The sequence below is a fragment of the Streptomyces fungicidicus genome (assembly GCF_003665435.1).
GTDB lineage: Bacteria > Actinomycetota > Actinomycetes > Streptomycetales > Streptomycetaceae > Streptomyces > Streptomyces fungicidicus.
Window position 1 is genome coordinate 2,727,498 of record NZ_CP023407.1, and the last position, 17,678, is coordinate 2,745,175.

Here is a 17,678-nt window from a genome sequence, read left to right on the forward strand (position 1 = left end):
CCCTCTGACAACATCACCCGAAGGTCTGAACAACCACGGGGGGTTGAGTGACTGCCGCAGGGGGGACTGCGCTTTTCGTACTCGCGCGCGCACACGCACACCGCCCTCTCCTGACCGCCGCGCTCCTCACCGTCCTGCTCACCACGTCGGTCCTCGCCACCCTCACCGCGTACTCCACGACCATCGGCGACGCCGCCCTGCGCCACGCGCTGTCCGACCCGCGCAACGCGTCCGCCACCACCCTCACCGTCCGGACCGACGTCCGTCCGGACCACCCCTCCGCCGCCGCCACCGCCGTGCGCGACGGAGCCCGCGAGGCCTTCGACGGACTGCCGGTGACCCTGCGCACCCTGACCCGCTCCGGCCCGTACGCGCTGCCCGGCTCGCTGCGCGGCGCGGACGCCCGCGCGGAGTCGGACGACCCCGACCTCACCCACTTCGCCGCGCTCGCCCCGGACCAACTGCGGATCACCGAGGGCCGGATGCCCCGGGAGGGCGCCGGAACGGAGATCGAGGCCGCGCTCCCGGAGGACGCCTCCCGCGCCCTCGGCCTGAAGCCCGGCGCCCGGCTCACCGTCACGGACCGGCTCGACGGCCCGTCCGCGAAGGTGCGCATCACCGGCCTCTACCGGCCCCGGGACACCACCTCGCCGTACTGGCAGCTGGACGAGCTGAAGGGCCGCGGGGTGGTCAAGCGCCACTTCACGACGTACGGCCCGCTGCTGGCCCACCCCTCCGTCCTCGCCGGGGACCGGGTCAGCGCCGGCGCGTCGGGCTGGCTGGCGTCGGCCGACTTCTCCGCGATGGGCACGGAACGGATCGACGCGCTGCGCGAGGCGATGCGCGAAGGCACCGCCGCGCTGCCCGAGGGCGAGGCCCTGGGCGGCTCCGCGACCGCGGCGAGCGGGCTGCCCGCCGTGCTGGACCGGATCGAGCGCTCCCTGCTCGTCTCCCGCTCGACCCTGCTGGTCATCGCGCTCCAGTTGGTCCTGCTGGCCGGCTGCGCCCTGCTCCTGGTGGCCCGGCTGCTGAGCGCCGAACGCGTGGCCGAGACCCGGCTGCTGCGGGCCCGCGGCGGTTCCCGCGTCCAGGTGGCCGGGCTCGCCGCGCTGGAGGCCCTGCTGCTGGCCGTGCCCGCGGCGGCCTGCGCCCCGCTGCTGGCGGGCCCGCTCATCCGGCTGCTGGCGGGACAGGGCGCCCTGGCCCGGATCGGACTGCGCCTGGACGCCTCCGTCGGCACGGTCGCCGGCCGCGGGGCGGTGTGGCTGGTGGCCGGGCTGGTCGCGCTGGGCTGCGCGCTGGCCGTCACCGTCCCGGCGCTCACCTCGTCCTTCGCGGCGGGCCGCGCCAAGCCGCTGCCCGGCGTGGTGCGCGCGGGCGCGGACCTCGGTCTGCTGGTGGTGGCCGGTGTCGCGTACTGGCAGCTGAGCCGCCGGCCCTCCGGCGTCGTCGGCGACGACCTCGGCGTCGATCCGCTGCTCGTCGTCGCCCCGGCGCTGGCGCTGCTCGCGGGCACGGTGCTGACGCTGCGGCTGCTGCCGCCGGTGGCGCGACTGGCCGAACGGCGGGCGGCGCGCAGCCGCGGGCTGCCGGGCGCGCTGGCGGGCTGGCAGTTCAGCCGCCGCCCGATGCGCGGCGCGGGCCCGGTGCTGCTGCTGGTGCTCGCCGTGGCGCTCGGCATGCTGGCGATCGGCCAGGCCTCCTCCTGGGAACGCTCGCAGGACGACCAGGCGGACTTCCGGGCCGGTGCGCCGGTACGGGTGCTGTCGGCCGGCGAGTCCGGCTTCGGCCGCACCCAGGAGTACGCGGCCGTCCCCGGCGTACGCACGGCCGCTCCCGCCGTCCGTACGTCGGTGCCGCTGTCCGGCGGCCGTACGGCGACCGTACTGGCGCTGGACACGGCGCACGCGGCGGACACCGTGCTACTGCGTCCGGACCTGGCGTCGGCGCCGGTGCGCACGATCGCGGCCGAGCTGGCGCCGAAGGGCACGGTGGCCGGCGTGCGCGTGCCGGAGGGCACCGCCCGTCTGGCGCTGACGGCCCGGATGCGGGGCGCGGACCCGGGGACGGCGGTCGACGTCGGCGTCACCGTGATGGACCCCTACGGCACCCCGTGGGCGCTCGGCCTCGGCCGGCTCCGCGCCGACGGGCGGCCCCACACCCTCACCCTGGACCTCGCGGCGGTCGCCGACGCGCCGGTCGGCGCGCTGACGCTGACCGGGCTCCGGCTGGACCTCTACCAGCCGGTCGGGAAGGCCGAGCGGCACCGGCTCACCCTGGCGGCGCTGACCGCCACGGACACCGGCGGGCGCGACCGGCCGCTGGAACTTCCCGGCGAGTGGAAGACGTCGGTGAGCGCGGGCGGCGCGGCGGCCTCCCCCGACGAGCGGACGAGCCCCACCCGGCCCCGGGTCGCCCCGGACGACGCGACGACCGTCGAGTACGGCACCGGCTACGTCCCGGAGGACATGTCCTGGCGGGCCTCGCCGCTCACCGTCGGCCTCCGGGTCCCGCAGCGGGCGGCGTCCGAGGTCGCCGCCGTGGCCACGGACCGGTACCTCGACTCCACGGGCGCCCGTCCGGGGCAGCGGCTGGACGTGCGGATCGGCGACTCCACCGTGCCGGTGCGGATCGTGCGGGCGGTGCGGGAGCTGCCGTCCGCGCCGTCCGGCGGGGAGACCGACGGCGGCGCCCTGCTGGTCGACCTGCGGTCCGTGAACCGGCTGGTGCACGCCCGCCAGGGCGAGAGCGCGCCGCCGAACGAGTGGTGGCTGGCGACCGGGCCGGGCGGGTCGGCGCGGGTGGCCGGGGCGCTGCGCGAACGGCCCGGCATCGAGCCGTCCCGGGTGGTGGTGCGGGACGAGATCGCGGCGGAGCTGCGGGACGACCCGTTCGGCGCCGGACCGGGCGCGGTGTTCGGCGCGGCGGCCCTCGCGGCGGCGGCGCTGACGGCGGTCGGGTTCGCGGTGAGCGCGGCCGGGTCGCTGCGGGAGCGGTCCGCCGAGTTCGCGGTGCTGCGCGCCCTGGGCGCCTCCCGCCGGCGGCTGGCCCGCGTGGTCCTCGTCGAGCAGGGGGTGCTGGTCGGCCTGGCGCTGGCGGTGGGCGTACTGCTCGGCGCGGTACTGGCCCGCGCGGTGATCCCGCTGATCATGCTGACCGCGGAGGCCACCCGCCCGGTCCCCGGGGTCCTGGTGGAGCTGCCTCCCGCCCGGGTGGCCGCCCTCCTGGCCGCCGTGTCGGTGGCCCCCCTGGCCATCACGGCGGTACTGGCCCTGCGCAGAGCGGCCCCGATGACCTCCCTGCGCGACCGCGGAGGCGACTGACATGAGCCTCCGCGCCCCGACACCACACCGGCAGCCACCGGGACATCGCCGCCACGCGCACGGGAGGCGAGTGACATGAACCTCCGCGCCCCGAGACGACCCCGGCTGCACGCCCACTGGCCCTCCACCCGGCACCACGGCCCCACCGCCACGCGCAAGGGAGGCAGTGAGGTGAGCCTCCGCGCCCCGAGAGGCTCCCGACTGCACACCCTCTGTGCGCCCGCCCGGCACCGCACCGGCAGCCACCACGACATCGCCGCCACTCGCACGGGAGGTGAGTGACATGAGCGTCCGGGATCCGGGACGGCCGCAGGTGAACGCGCCCTGGGTGCGTACCCGGCTGCGGGCCGCGCCCGGTGGCGCGCTCGCGCTGGCGCTGCTGGTCGCGGCGACCGCGTTCCTGGCGGCCGCGCTGCCGCTCGCGGTCGACCGGTACGGCGACGCCGGGCTGCGCCGGTCGATGGAGGCGGCGGGCCCGGCCCGCACCACCGTGCAGCTGTACTCCACCGCCCTGTCCGACCTGGCCCTGCCGCCGGAGGAGCGGGCGGCGCGGGTGCGCGAGGAAGCGGTCCGCGACACCTACACCAAAATCTTCCCGCTGCCCGGCCGGTCCCTGCCGCTCGACCCGGACCAGTCCGCCTACGGTGTGCGCACCTCCCGGCCGCTGGAGGTCCAGGACCCGTGGCTGGCGATGCCGGACGCGGTCCCGCCGCAGTTCCACCTCGTCGCGCAGGGCGGGCTCGCCGGCCACTCCCGGCTGCGGGAGGGCCGCCTGCCGAAGGCCCCGGACGACGTCACCACGGCGGCGACGGAGGTCGAGGCCGCGGTCAGCGCCGAGACCGCGCGCCGGCTGCACATCGAGGTCGGGTCCGTCCTCCACGTGCCCGCGGTGGAACGCGCCCCGCTCGCGGTACGCGTGACCGGCATCGTCGACCCCCGCGCGCCCCGGGACGCGTACTGGTCGGCCAACTCCGTGCTGCGCACCCCGTATCTGACGAACGTCCCCGGCGACCCGGAGCGCAACGTGTTCTGGACCGGCGCGCTGCTGCTGCCCCCGGACGCGGCCCCGGCGACGCTGAGCACGGCCGGGGAGCCCGAGCGGTACTGGCTGCTGGCCCCCGACGCCGCCGCGCTGCACGGCTACGACCTGCCCCGGATGACCTCGGCCGTCGCCTCCCTCGAGGCGGGCCCGCTGCTCCAACAGGCCGGAACGGCCGCCTCCGGGGTCGTGGAGTCGGAGGCCGCGCTGGACGAGGTGTTCGCCGAGTACACCGAGCTGCGTTCCGCCATCGGACCGCTGGTCGCCGTCGCCGCCTTCGGCACCGGCACGGTCGCCGCCGTCGTCCTGCTCATGGCGGGCGGCCTCACCGCGGACCGGCGGCGCCCCGAACTCACCCTGCTGCGCGCCCGCGGCGCCTCCCTGCGCGGACTGGCCGGCCGGCTGCTGGCGGAGACGGCGGTGGTCGCCGTGCCGGCGGCCGCCCTCGGCCTGGCCGCCGCCCTGCTCGCGCTCCCCGGGGCCCGGCCGGCGTCCGCCGTGGCCGCCGCCGGGGCCGTCGCCCTCCTCGCCTGTGCGGCGCTGCCGCTGCGCGCGGTCGCCGCGCACCGCGCGGTACGCGTGCACGCCGCCCGCGACGACATCGCCTCGGCCCGCCCCTCGCGGCGTCGCACCGTCGCCGAACTCACGCTGCTCGTGCTGGCGGTGGGCGCGGTCGTGGCACTGCGCACACGCGGTACGTCCGACGGCGCCGGGGCGTCCGGGGACGAACTGGTGTCGCTGGCCCCGGTGCTGGTGGGGATGATCGCCGCGCTGGTGCTGGTGCGGCTGTACCCGCTGCCGCTGCGCGGCCTGGCCCGCCCGGCCGGGCGGCTGCGGGGCGTGGTCGGCCCGCTGTCGCTGGCCCGCGCGGGCCGCGCGTCCGGCTCGGCGGTGCTGCCGCTGCTGGCGCTGCTCACCGCGCTGACCACCGCCGCCTTCGGCGGTTCCGTCCTCACCGGCGTGGCCGACGCCCGGGAGCGTGCGGCCGTCCTCACCGTCGGCGCCGACGCCCGCGTCGAGGCGGTTCAGGCGCTGCCGTCCGGCCTGGCCGGACGGATCGGGCGCGTGCCCGGCGTGCGGGACGTCACCGCCCTGAGCGTCTTCCCGTACGCGCAGCCGGAGGGCGGCCGACTGGCCGTCCCGGTGGCCGGGGTCGACCCGGCCGGCTACGCGGCCCTCACCCGGCACACGGGCGTCGGCGCCTTCCCGGCGGACGCGCTGAAGTCCTCCGGCGGGAAGGACCTGGCCGCCCTGGCGTCCCCCGCGGTCGCCGACCGCTACGGCACCCGGCCGTTCCTGGTCCGTCTGGACGACGGCGGCATCGTCACCGTACGGATCACGGCGGTGCGGGAGCGGACGCCGGCGGTGGCCGGGGAGGAGTTCCTGGTCGTGGACCGGTCCGGGCTGCCCGGCGAGTCCGCGCGCCCGACCACGCTGCTGGTGACCGGCGACCCGGCGGACGCGGGGGCGCTGCGTGAGGCGGCGGGCGGCGGTGCACAGGTACAGCTGCGGACGGAACGGTTCGCCGAGTACGTCGACTCCCCCCTGCAGTCCGGGGCCGAACGGGTCTACACCGCGGCGGTGGCGGCGGGCGCCGGGTTCGCCATGCTCTCCCTGCTGCTGACGCTGCTGCGGGCCGCTCCCGAACGGGCCGCGCTGCTGGCCCGGCTGCGCACCATGGGCCTCACCCGGGCACAGGGCCGCCGCCTGCTGGTGCTGGAGTCCCTGCCGCAGGCGCTGCTCGCGGCGGCCGGCGGCACCGTCACGGCGTGGGCCGCCATCCGGCTGCTGTCGTCCGGCATCGATCTGACCACCGTCGCCGTCTCCGCCTCCGCGTCCCCCGCGGGACGGGCGGCCCTGCGCACCGACCCGGTGTCGCTGCTGGTGCCGGCCCTGGCGGTGGTCGCCGTCACCGTCGGCACGGCGGCGGCACAGGCCTGGTGGACGGGCCGCCGGGGCTCGGTCCGGGAGCTGAGAGCGGGCGATGCCCGGTGAACCCCGCCGTCCCCCTTCTTCCCGTGCCGCGTCGACTTCTCCCCGCAGGAGGCCCACGATGACCTCGCATCCCACGCTCGCCGAGCTGGCCGGCCGGGTCACCGCCGACCGCGACCGGCCGGCCTACGGCCATGACGCGCTCATCACCTGTGACCGGCTGGTCCGCGTCTTCACCGCGGACGGCGTGGAGGTGCAGGCGCTCCAGGGCCTCGACCTGCTGGTGCGCGAGGGCGAGCTGATGGCCCTGGTGGGCGCCTCCGGCAGCGGCAAGTCGACCCTGATGAACATCCTGGCCGGCCTGGACACCCCGACGGCCGGCGCGGCCCGGGTGGCCGGCCGCGACCTCCTGACGATGACCGCCAAGGACCGCCTCGCCTACCGGCGTGAGGTGGTCGGCTTCGTCTGGCAGCAGACCTCCCGCAATCTGCTGCCCTATCTGACCTCGGCGCAGAACGTCGCCCTGCCGATGCGGCTGGCCGGCGGCCGTTCCCGGTCCGCGCGCCGCGCCCGCGCCGAACGGGTGCTGGAACTCCTGGAGCTGCTGGAGGTCGCGGACTGCCGCGACCGGCAGCCGCACCAGATGTCCGGCGGCCAGCAGCAGCGCGTCGCCATCGCCGTGGCGCTCGCGGGCGGCCCCTCCGTGCTGCTGGCCGACGAACCCACCGGCGAGCTGGACTCCCACACCGCGGAACAGATCTTCGCCGCGTTCCGCACCGCCAACGAGCGGCTCGGCACGACGATCGTGATCGTCACCCACGACCAGGCGGTGGCGGGCGAGGTGCGCCGCACGGTCGCCATCCGCGACGGCCGCACCTCCACCGAGGTGCTGCGCCGCAGCGAGGTCGACGCCGCCACCGGTGACGAGACGGTGGTCGCCCGCGAGTACGCGATGCTCGACCGGGCGGGACGTCTCCAGCTGCCCGCCGAGTACACCCGGGCGCTGGACATGCGCGACCGCGTCGCCCTGGAACTGGAACCCGACCACATCGCCGTCCGCCCGGACGACAGCCGGCGGGACTGAGAAGAGGGGCCCGGCGCCCTCAGCGCACGCTGAGACCCAGCGCGCCGAGCCCGGCCCGGCGCACGGCGACCGATCCGTACGGCGTGCGCAGCCGGAGCCAGGAACCCGAGGAGAACAGGCCCGGCGCGGCGCCCCGCAGGAAGCGGAACGACTGGGCGGCGTGCACCGCGCGCACCGGAAGACCGGTCTCCGCGACCGTGCGGGACCAGATCTCCCGCCCGATCCGGTCGAGTTCGGCCCGGGTGCGCGACGAGGGCTCCAGCTGCCCGGTACGGGAGCGGAACTCCGCAACCGACGCGGCGACGAGCCCCCGCAGCTCCTGCGGCCCGGGCAGCCCCGGTTCGGCCCGCCAGCCGCCGCGCGGCGGCAGCACCCCGGCCCACGGCGGACCGGTCACCGCGCCCGGCACAGCGGCCGTGGCACCGGCCTCGTCCACCGACTCCAGCAGCTCACCGGCCGACACGGTCACGTCAAGGGTGACGTCCAGCCCGTTCTCGTACGGCTTGGCCAGCCGTACCGCGCGGATCGCCAGCACCTCGAACGACGGAGGCCGCCCGAAGACGGCGAGGGCCGTGCCGGCCGCCTGCAGCCGCACCGCGGCGGAACGGTCGTAGTGCAGCAGCCGGGAGAGGAAGGCCGCGAGATCCGCGGCCTCCCCCTCGTCGGCGAGATGGAGCACCGTCATGCGGCGACGGCCTCCTCCTTGTCCTGCGCGTCCATGTACTCCTCGAGGAACTCGCGCTCCTCGTCGGTGATCCGGCGCGGACGCTGCGCCGCGAAGTCGAACGGCACTATCACCGTCGACGCGCGGACGTACACCAGGTCGTCGTCCTTCACCTCGTAGGTGAGGGTGAAGGACGCCGCCCTGATCTCCGTGACCCACAGCTCGATGTCCACCGGGCTGTGCCGGTGGACGAGCTGCCGCTTGTAGTCGATCTCGTGGCGCGACACCACGGAGCCCTGCTTGAAGTCCTTGTCCGGGCGGAAGAGGAAGTCGATACGGGCTTCCTCCAGGTAGCGGAGGAACACCACGTTGTTGACGTGGCCGTACGCGTCCATGTCCGCCCAGCGCAGCGGGCAGCGGTAGATGTGCCGCAAGAGATCAGCCCCGGGTCAGCTTCTTGTAGGTGGCGCGGTGCGGCCGCGCGGCGTCCGCACCGAGCCGCTCGACCTTGTTCTTCTCGTACGACTCGAAGTTGCCCTCGAACCAGAACCACTTGGACTCGCCCTCGTAGGCGAGGATGTGCGTGGCGACCCGGTCCAGGAACCACCGGTCGTGGGAGACGACCACGGCGCAGCCGGGGAACTCGAGCAGCGCGTTCTCGAGGCTGCTGAGGGTCTCGACGTCGAGGTCGTTGGTCGGCTCGTCGAGGAGCAGCAGGTTGCCGCCCTGCTTGAGGGTGAGCGCGAGGTTCAGCCGGTTGCGCTCACCGCCGGAGAGCACGCCGGCCGGCTTCTGCTGGTCCGGCCCCTTGAACCCGAAGGCGGAGACGTACGCCCGCGAGGGCATCTCGACCTGCCCGACGTTGATGTAGTCGAGCTCGTCGGAGACCACGGCCCACAGGGTCTTCTTGGGGTCGATGTTCTCGCGGCTCTGGTCGACGTAGGAGATCTTGACGGTCTCGCCGACCTTGATGGACCCGGCGTCGGGCTCCTCGATCCCCTGGATCATCTTGAACAGCGTGGTCTTGCCCGCGCCGTTCGGCCCGATGATGCCGACGATGCCGTTGCGCGGCAGCGTGAAGCTGAGGTCGTCGATGAGGAGCTTCTCGCCGAAGCCCTTGCTGAGGTTGTTCACCTCGACGACGATGCTGCCCAGCCGCGGGCCCGGCGGGATCTGGATCTCCTCGAAGTCCAGCTTCCGCATCTTGTCGGCCTCGGCGGCCATCTCCTCGTACCGGGCGAGACGGGCCTTGGACTTGGCCTGCCGCCCCTTGGCGTTGGAGCGGACCCACTCGAGCTCGTCCTTGAGGCGCTTCTGCCGCTTCGCGTCCTTGGCGCCCTCGACCTTGAGGCGGGCGGCCTTGGTCTCCAGGTACTTGGAGTAGTTGCCCTCGTAGCCGTGCAGCCGGCCGCGGTCGACCTCGCAGATCCACCCGGCGACGTTGTCCAGGAAGTACCGGTCGTGGGTCACGGCCACGACGGTGCCCTCGTACTTGGCGAGGTGCTGCTCCAGCCAGTTCACCGACTCGGCGTCGAGGTGGTTGGTGGGCTCGTCGAGGAGCAGCAGGTCGGGCGCCTCGAGGAGGAGCTTGCAGAGCGCCACGCGGCGCTTCTCGCCACCGGAGAGGTTGCTGACCGGCCAGTCGCCGGGCGGGCAGCCCAGGGCGTCCATGGCCTGCTCCAGCTGGGCGTCGAGGTCCCAGGCGTTGGCGTGGTCGAGCTGCTCCTGCAGCTTGCCCATCTCGTCCATGAGCTCGTCGGTGTACTCGGTCGCCATCTGCTCGGCGATCTCGTTGAACCGGTCGAGCTTGCCCTTGACCTCGGCGACGCCCTCCTGGACGTTCTCCAGGACGGTCTTCTCCTCGTTCAGCGGGGGCTCCTGGAGCAGGATGCCCACGGTGTAGCCGGGAGTGAGGAAGGCATCGCCGTTGGACGGCTGCTCCAGCCCCGCCATGATCTTCAGAACGGTCGACTTACCGGCGCCGTTCGGACCGACGACACCGATCTTCGCCCCCGGCAGGAAGCTCAGGGTGACGTCGTCGAGGATCACCTTGTCGCCGTGCGCTTTGCGCGCCTTGCGCATGGTGTAAATGAACTCAGCCAAGAGAAACCGTCCGGCAGCTTGAAATCTGGCAGTGGGCAGATACACCCCATCTTGCCCGACCGCCACCCCTGGGGGGAAACCCGTTCCACCCGAGGGCCCTGACCTGGCCTTTCCCGACTGCCCCCTGAGCCCCGCCGACCTCGGGCACCCCCGCACGGTCCAGCGACGGCCCGGGCCGAGGATGCCGCTCCCCCACCGGGCCGGGCTACCGTGCCGTCGTGACCAGCGCAGCGGAGCGCCCTCTCCTCTTCCTCGACGTCGATGGCCCACTGATCCCGTTCGGATCCCCGTCCGGCCACCCACCGTCCGCCGCCGCCGCCGATAGAGGGAACCCACTGCTGGCCCGGCTCGACCCCGGGGTCGGAGCACGCTTCATGGCTCTCGGCTGCCCTCTCGTCTGGGCGACGACCTGGATGGAGGAGGCGAACAGGACCGTCGCCCCGCGCATCGGGCTACCGAAGCTGCCCGTGCTGGAGTGGCCGGACGCCGACGCGGAGGAAGGCCCGCGGGGCCTGCACTGGAAGACCCGCCCCCTCGTCGAGTGGGCCGCCGGCCGGCCCTTCATCTGGGTCGACGACGAGATCAGCACCATCGACCGCCTCTGGGTCGCCGCCGCCCACCCCGGCCCCTCACTGCTTCACCAGGTCGACCCGGCCAAGGGCCTCGAAGACTCCGACTTCCACACACTCACCGGATGGCTCGACGCCGCGTCCGGACCAGGAGGTTCGGCAGCCTCTCCGCCATTGACCTGACGGCCCGAAGCGGCAGCCCTCTCCGGAAACCACGGTGCGGCAGCGCTCAGTCCTGACCTACGATCACTCTGCCTGCGTCGGCCGGCAGCTGTAGACCCACAGCACCGGCCCGTTGTGGAGGGGACCAGCCCGTTCGAGCCGGGCCAGGTGGGCCGACATCCGCTTTGCGTGGCCAAATGGCGGGGAGCCAACCTGGTGTGGGACGGGGCGTTCTACCGCGTTCAACGCGACGGCTACGAGATCTGCTTCGTGCCCGATGCCGGAGTACCACTCGCCGAGATCGACGACGTCGACATGTGGGTGATCTTCGACAGTGGGGAACGCTGGTCGGGAACCATCCACACCTTGGAGGTTGTCCGCCGTCGCATGGACCATTGGCGGCAGACCGGTGAATGCCTTGGTGGCAGGTACTTCTACGTCTGGGACGGGCTGATCGTCCGCGACCGAGGCATCCCCGGGATGGTTGACGTCGTCGACGACCTTGTTCGGAATGGTGACTACAGCAGTGTCTTCCGTGACGTTGGTCCAGAAGACACGGACGACTGGCCCGCCCCGCACCGTCGCCGCTGGGGGATCACGTCGGGGAGGTCTCGCGACCTCGAGGAGGGGCGGGCTCGGGGTCGGGGCGTAGGGCGCCGAGGATGTGGGGGAGGTCGTCGCTGCCCGCGCCGATCAGTATGCGCGCGCCGGGCACCGGTTCGCCCAGGGCCTCGCACTCGGCGACGAGCGGGAACTGCGACCCCTTCCCGCCGTCCGTGGGCCGGAAGCGGCCGAACCTCAGCCGCAGCGGGTCGTCCCGGTGCGGTGGCCGCACCCGGACCAGGCGCAGAGCCCCGGGGAAGGGCCGCACCCCGAAGCTGCCGGCGCCCGTGGCCGGTCCGGGTACGGCGGCGAGTCCTCGCGGGCCGGTGCGCAGCCACCCCATCGACAGCAGCTGCCACGGGCCCGGCCCGCACACGGTGCCCGGGAAGTCGCGCTCGGCCGACGGCGCGACGGGCTCCATCCGCTCCAGCGCCGGCAGCCTTCGCCGCACCAGCCGGTACGCCCAGCAGGCCATGCCCACCGCGCTCACCGCGCCCACGACGCCCGCGGTCCACGCCATCGTCCAGGGCGAACGCACCGCGAACAGCGCGCCGAGGGCCCCGCCCAGCCCGGCCAGGGTGAAGCTCACCCCCGGCACCGTCGTCTGCCACGGCCAGCTCAACCGGGACACGCCCCCGCGCGCGATCCGCCACAGTCCCGCCCACAGGGCCGCCGCGCCCAGCCCGGCGAGGACCGCCCCGAACGCGGCGGGGGGCACGAACTCCCGGCCCGGGTGGTGCGCCGTGCGCAGCGTCCGCTGTTCACCGTCCGTCGACACCTTCAGCAGCCGCACCGAGTCCCGCCACCAGTACAGGGTGGCTTCTCCGTTCCTGCCGACGGCTTCGACGAGGTCCTGGTCGGCGTGGCGGATGTTCAGGGTGAGGGCCAGCGTGCGCCCGCCGGACCGGCCGAACAGGAACTCGTAGCGGGCCCCGCTCTTCCTGTTCATGTCCAGCAGGACCTCGTCCACCGCCACGTGTTCCGCCCGCAGGCAGAGCGGCTCCCGGTACCGGTCCCCGCACACCTTCAGGCTGCCCGTGTCCCGCCCCTGGGCGTCGTGTATCGCCAGGCGTGCGAAGTCGAGGTCGTCGGAGCGTTCGCGCTCCGCGCTCCGTGCCGACTGCCACGCCGCCCCCAGCAGCAGGACGGCCAGTACCACCCGCACCGTCCCCCACACCACGTCATGCACCCGCCCGTGCACAGGCCACCCCTCCCTGCCCCCCCGGACGCCCCTCGCGCCGGCGCGGCTGCCTGGAAGTCTGCCATCGGCCGGCGGCGGCCGATCGGGTGGCATGGCGCGGGCGGACGGGTGATTTCTCCGGTTTTCCCCGTGTCGGGTGGAAGGAAGAGGGTGCGCTGATGCGTGCAGAAGACGCGTGAGCATCTGGGAGGAATCATGCCGATGGACAAGGCCGCGCCCTTGCGCGGCGGTGCGGTGCTGGTCGCCGCCGTGGCGGCCGCCGCCGTACTGACTGCCCCTGCGGTGGGCGATGAAGCGGAAGCCCGTGGGGGGAAGGCGGCCGAGACCAGGCAGATCGCGTCCTCGGTCCTGGACGCGGAGCAGGACGTCAAGTTCACGCTGACCGCGGTGCGGTCCGCGGACGACCCGCTGATGGCGTCCGTCCGGCTGAAGGCGTTCGCGCGACAGCACGGCAGGTTCGTGCTGACGGACGAGGTGCGGGTCGGCGCGGTGGACGGCTGGTTCTGGTTTCCCGTGACCGGGCGGGGCGCGGTCTGCGAGTTCTCGACGGCGAGCACCGACCCGGCGCCCCTCGCCGTGAGCCTGCTGATCACCCCGTCCATCGGCTGCTCGGCCCCCGAACGCTTCGAGCTGCGGGACGGCAGGTTCGGGGGCGGGGACCGCGGCGCGCGGACCCCGCACGGCGGTGTGCGGACCGGCGGTGGCGGCTTGGCCGGACGGGCCGCCGCTCCCCCGGAGCGAACCTGACGGTCGGGCGGCTCCGGCTCCGGGGGGCGTCGGCGGGCGTCAGGCTCCCGGCGGGGTCTGCCTGCGGCGTGCGACGACCAGGCCCGCGCCGCCGAGGACGACCAGGCCGATCGCGGTGCCGGCTATCCACGGGGTGGCGCCGGAGGCTCCGGTCTCGGCGAGGTTGGTGTCGGTGGCCGGGGCCGCGAGCGCGGTGGGCGACGGGCCGGTGAGGGTCTGGGTGGTGGTGCCGGTCTCGGCGGCCCGGGTGCGGCAGTCGAGCATGCCGGTGAAGCGCCGTTCGAAGCCGTCCGGGCCCTCGACCGTGAAGTCGTACGGCTGGTCCTCGCTCAGCGGAACCGTCACCGTCCGGGACGCCCCGCCCGCGACGGTGTACTCCGCACCGGTCAGCTCGAAGGTGAACGGCTCGTCGTCCCGGTTGGCGACGGTGACGTCCACGCCGCCCTTGGCGCAGTTCGCGCGGGCGGACAGGGCGGGTATCGCTCCCTCCAGCGCCCAGGTGGCGGTCGCCGTCGCCGAGACCGTCGATTCGCTGGAGCCGGCCAGGATCTGCGTCTGGCTCCTGCTGTCGGAGGCGAAGGCCCGGCCGACCGGCACCGTGGTGGAGGCCTGCGCGATCAGCTCGGCGGTGTCCGCCGCCGCGTCCTCGGGCACCTCGAAGTAGACCTTGCCGCCGTCGGTGGCGGTGGTGACGGGTTCGCCGTCGCGGTCCACGATCCGTACGCCGGTCGTGGTGGCGTCGGCCGGCGGGGAGAGGGTCACGCTGCGCGCGTCCGTGCGCACCGTCACCGGGCCGATCCGCTCGCCCGGGCGGCCGGAGACCGCCGGCGGGTCCAGGGTCAGCGACGCCTTCGGCTCCGCCTGGCCGCGGGCGTTCTTCTCCAGGTAGTCGGCGAGCTGCTCGGCCTGGGGGTCGACGGCGTCCACGTCCACGTCGTCGGAGTAGCGCCAGATGGCCACCTGGGTGCCGGCCGCCGCGTCCTGCTCGGTGAGCCGGCCACGCACTCCGGCCTTATCCGCGAGTGCCGCGAGGTCGTTGACCTGCGGGTAGGAGTTCTGCAGCATCCAGCGGATCCGGCCGGCGTCCTTGTTGGTGCCCAGCGAGGTGCCGCTCCAGGCGGTCTCGTGGTACTTGGCGTCCTTCTGCGTCGGCGTCTGGATGTCGACGCAGTACGTCTGCAGCATGCCGCCGCCCTCGACGGACATCTCGAACAGTCCCGCCGACACCCGCTGGTCCCCGGCGGCGCCGCGTATCACGGCCTCGCCGTAGGTCTTGAGTCCGCCCAACGTGGCGGCCGCCCCGCCGTGGCCCGGTGCTGTTCCGTCGCTGTCGGCGACCGCAGTGCCGGCACCGGCCAGTGCGGTCGCGGCGACGAGTCCGGACACCAGGGCGCCTGCGGCGAGGCGGGCCGACCCGCGTCCGCGCGCGCTCCACGCGGAGAACGAAGCAAACACCGAAATCCTTTCCGAGCGGGACCCCTTGACGTGGGGGGACGGTCCCACCAGCAGAATCACCGGCCCCGAGAGCCCCGGGAGCCATGCCCGGCATCCTAAGGAGGCCGCGATGCGTGCTTGACGATGATCGCATCGGAGGAGTGATCCGAATCGGAATCGTTATCGCGAACGTCTCCGCGGGCAGGGCTTATCGACAAATCCACTCGGGATGGTTCGGCATCCATGCGCCGATAAGCCTCAGTTCGGTCAGCACCGCGCCGCGAGGCGATTCACTGACGTCACGTCACCACGGTTGCCTGCGCGTGTTGTTGGGGAGTCGCCGTCTGCGAACCCTCCGGTTTGCTTTCCCAGTTGGGTTCGGGACGGTCCGGCCCGGAGGTCTGTTCCGGCCGCTGGGCGCGGCGGAACGCGGTGGTGCCCCGGGCGAGGTCGTGGCCGATCGACACCGCGTCGACGTCGGCCGACATCCAGCCCTGCTGCCCCTCGCGCGTCTCGCTGCGGATCTTCAGCCGGCCCTGGACGATGACCGGTTCGCCGACCGACAGCGACGCCGCCGTGTTGGTCGCGAGCTGCCGGTTGGCCCACACCGTGAAGAAGTTGGTGTGCCCGTCCGCCCAGGCGCTCTTTTCCCGGTCCCAGTACCGGGACGTGACCGCGAGCCGGAACCTGGCCGCGGGGCCGGAGGCCGTCTCGCGGTAGACCGGCCGCGTCGCCACGTTGCCCACCACGCACACCATCGTCTCGTTCATCGTGTTTCCCTCCCTAGCCCGGACCCGCCGGCCGCGTGCCGCGACACCGGCGCCGGGCCGGTACGCGCACGGGCCCGTCCCGTACGGCTGCCGCCTGGCACGGCGACCGCGAGCCGTCCCGCGATCGCCGTGCGGCCAGACTGCCTCCGCAGGGGCCCGGCCCGCTGGGCACTGTGGACCACCACCGGCCTGTGGACATCCCCGCCACCCGAACGAGGGGTCCCCCCAACGTTCAGCTCCGCCCCGCCCCCGCCCCCACGACCCGCCCGTACTGCTCCCGCACCTCCCGGTAGCGCAGCAGCTCCGCCGCCACCGGGTCCAGGACGCGGGCCCTGCCGCATCCGGAGGCCGCTTCCCGCAGCCGTCTCTCCGCCTCCAGCCCGTACCGCCGCGCGGGACCCCGGGCCGCCATGCGGCAGCTCCACTCGATGAGCGGGCCGCCGACGACGCCGATCACCATCAGCAGCACCGGAACCCCCAGGTTCGGCGCCATCACCCCGATGATCTGCGCCAGCAGCCACAGGCCGCCGACGAACTGGAGGGCCGTCATCGACACCTGGGCGAGTACGGCCACCGGCCACCACCCCGGCCGCGGCGGCCTCCCCGGCGGCAGTCCCGCCCGCACGGCCAGCTCGTCCAGCGCCTCCGGCAGCCCCTGGGAGCCGCGTACGGCCGCCTCCCGCACCGCCTGCGCCCACGCCGCCGGCAGTCCGGCCGAGGCCCGGTCGGCCACCGTGCGCACCGCCTGTTCCACTCGCTGCCGGGCCGTGGCCTCCTCGTCGGGCCGGCCGCGCAGTGTGACCGAGCCGGTGGACGGCTCGTTCCGCGCCTGGCACCAGCGCCACAGCCGCAGCCAGGGCGTGCCGCACGCGCGGTTGGCGTTGCGCAGCCACGCGCGTTCCGCCGCCTCGCCCGCCGCGGTGGCGCCCACGGCGTCCGCGAGCCGGTCCGAGAACTCCTCGCGCGCCTCCTCGCTGAGCCCGGTGCGCCGCCGGGTGGCGTACACGGGCCACAGCCGGGCCGCCGCGATGTCCACGTCCGCGGCGATCCGGCGGGCCGGGGCGCCGCGTTCGGAGACGAACCGGGCGAGCGACTCCCGCAGTTCGCCGACGCCGTCCCCGGTGAGCGCGGACAGCCCCAGCACGGTCGTGCCGGGTTCGCCGTACTCCCCCAGCACGATGCCGTCCTCGTCGAGCAGCCGCCGCAGATCGTCGAGGACCTGCTCGGTGGCCTCCCCGGGCAGCCGGTCGGTCTGGTTGAGGACGACGAACATGACCTCCGCGTGTGCCGCCATGGGGCGCAGATAGCGCTCGTGCAGCATGGCGTCGGCGTACTTCTCGGGGTCGACGACCCAGATGACGGCGTCGACGAGGCCCAGGACGCGGTCGACCTGCTCCCGGTGCTGGACGGCCGCCGAGTCGTGGTCGGGCAGGTCGACCAGGACCAGCCCGCGCAGCCGGTCGTCCGCGTCCGCCGTCGCCTGGAGGGGGCGGCGGCGGAGCCGGGGCGGGATGCCGAGACGTTCGATGAGGCTCGCCGCGCCGTCGCTCCAGCTGCACGCGATGGGCGCGGCGGTGGTCGGGCGCCGTACGCCGGTCTCCGAGATGGGCACCCCGGCCAGCGCGTTGAACAGCTGGGACTTGCCGCTGCCGGTGGCGCCCGCGAGGGCGACGACCGTGTGCTGTCCGGAGAGCCGGCGCCGCGCGCCGGCCTCGTCGAGGACCCGGCCCGCCTGTCCGAGGGTCCGGTTGTCCAGCCGGGCGCGGGAGAGCCCGACCAGTTCGCGCAGCGCCTCGAGCCGGGACCGCAGAGCCGGGTCGTACGACAGCGGGGGCACGGCCGACGGCACGGGGGCCCGGTGTGCCGCGGTCAGCACGGGCGGCTCCTCCCCGGTGCTCCCGCTCACCCGCCGCGCGATCAGCCCGTCGTCCCAGGGACTCCCCGCGTCCGTGCGCGGGGCGGCCCCGGAGTCGTCGGAGGCGTCGTGGCCGGGATGTTCGGGGTGCTCGGGGTGCTCGGTGTGGTCCTGGTCAGTGACGGCGGTCAC

At 74.5% G+C, this 17,678-nt stretch carries 12 protein-coding genes; 5 read left to right on the plus strand and 7 right to left on the minus strand.

Going from position 1 to position 17,678, the window contains the following annotated elements; all coding sequences use genetic code 11:
- The first annotated feature begins 47 nt into the window (after positions 1 to 47).
- The 3 genes from CNQ36_RS12245 (at position 48) to CNQ36_RS12255 (ending at position 7,378) form a co-directional block, all read left to right on the plus strand.
- Complete coding sequence (locus CNQ36_RS12245; RefSeq protein WP_121546013.1) at positions 48 to 3,323, plus strand: ABC transporter permease; 3,276 nt, start codon at positions 48 to 50, stop codon at positions 3,321 to 3,323.
- 283 nt (positions 3,324 to 3,606) lie between these two features.
- The gene (locus CNQ36_RS12250; RefSeq protein WP_121546014.1) at positions 3,607 to 6,357 is read left to right on the plus strand and encodes an ABC transporter permease; all 2,751 of its coding nucleotides are present in this window, start codon (positions 3,607 to 3,609) and stop codon (positions 6,355 to 6,357) included.
- Positions 6,358 to 6,415: 58 nt separating this feature from the next.
- Positions 6,416 to 7,378, plus strand: coding sequence for an ABC transporter ATP-binding protein (locus CNQ36_RS12255; RefSeq protein ID WP_121546015.1), 963 nt, complete (start codon positions 6,416 to 6,418; stop codon positions 7,376 to 7,378).
- Between the two features lie 19 nt (positions 7,379 to 7,397).
- Here CNQ36_RS12255 and CNQ36_RS12260 read toward each other — a convergent pair whose 3' ends face one another.
- The 3 genes from CNQ36_RS12260 to ettA are packed head-to-tail and all read right to left on the minus strand — an operon-like array spanning position 7,398 to position 10,145.
- Complete coding sequence (locus tag CNQ36_RS12260; RefSeq protein ID WP_121546016.1) at positions 7,398 to 8,063, minus strand: DUF8010 domain-containing protein; 666 nt, start codon at positions 8,061 to 8,063, stop codon at positions 7,398 to 7,400.
- Positions 8,060 to 8,476, minus strand: a complete 417-nt coding sequence (locus CNQ36_RS12265; RefSeq protein WP_004931267.1) for an acyl-CoA thioesterase — start codon at positions 8,474 to 8,476, stop codon at positions 8,060 to 8,062. The genes CNQ36_RS12260 and CNQ36_RS12265 overlap by 4 nt, the downstream gene beginning before the upstream one ends.
- A 4-nt stretch (positions 8,477 to 8,480) precedes the next feature.
- Positions 8,481 to 10,145, minus strand: a complete 1,665-nt coding sequence (gene ettA / locus CNQ36_RS12270; protein WP_004931265.1) for an energy-dependent translational throttle protein EttA — start codon at positions 10,143 to 10,145, stop codon at positions 8,481 to 8,483.
- A gap of 218 nt (positions 10,146 to 10,363) precedes the next feature.
- On the opposite strand from ettA, the gene CNQ36_RS12275 reads away from it, so the two are divergent.
- Positions 10,364 to 10,897 carry an HAD domain-containing protein gene (locus CNQ36_RS12275; RefSeq protein WP_121546017.1) on the plus strand — a complete coding sequence of 178 codons (534 nt, stop codon included), beginning with the start codon at positions 10,364 to 10,366 and terminating at the stop codon, positions 10,895 to 10,897.
- A gap of 574 nt (positions 10,898 to 11,471) precedes the next feature.
- Here the strand turns inward: CNQ36_RS12275 and CNQ36_RS12285 are convergent.
- Entirely contained in the window at positions 11,472 to 12,680 is a 1,209-nt protein-coding gene (locus tag CNQ36_RS12285; RefSeq protein WP_121546018.1) for a hypothetical protein, read from the minus strand.
- A gap of 162 nt (positions 12,681 to 12,842) precedes the next feature.
- Between CNQ36_RS12285 and CNQ36_RS12290 the strand changes: the two genes are divergently transcribed.
- Complete coding sequence (locus CNQ36_RS12290) at positions 12,843 to 13,427, plus strand: hypothetical protein (RefSeq protein ID WP_163013248.1); 585 nt, start codon at positions 12,843 to 12,845, stop codon at positions 13,425 to 13,427.
- Positions 13,428 to 13,466: 39 nt separating this feature from the next.
- On the opposite strand, the gene CNQ36_RS12295 is transcribed toward CNQ36_RS12290, so the two are convergent.
- The 3 genes from CNQ36_RS12295 to CNQ36_RS12305 all read right to left on the minus strand — a co-directional run bounded on the left by CNQ36_RS12295 (position 13,467) and on the right by CNQ36_RS12305 (position 17,678).
- The gene (locus tag CNQ36_RS12295; protein ID WP_121546020.1) at positions 13,467 to 14,882 is read right to left on the minus strand and encodes a Cys-Gln thioester bond-forming surface protein; all 1,416 of its coding nucleotides are present in this window, start codon (positions 14,880 to 14,882) and stop codon (positions 13,467 to 13,469) included.
- A 278-nt stretch (positions 14,883 to 15,160) separates the two neighbouring features.
- Positions 15,161 to 15,631 (minus strand): single-stranded DNA-binding protein, encoded by a 471-nt coding sequence (locus tag CNQ36_RS12300; RefSeq protein ID WP_004931249.1) that lies wholly within the window; start codon positions 15,629 to 15,631, stop codon positions 15,161 to 15,163.
- A 232-nt stretch (positions 15,632 to 15,863) separates the two neighbouring features.
- Complete coding sequence (locus CNQ36_RS12305; protein ID WP_121546021.1) at positions 15,864 to 17,678, minus strand: YfjP family GTPase; 1,815 nt, start codon at positions 17,676 to 17,678, stop codon at positions 15,864 to 15,866.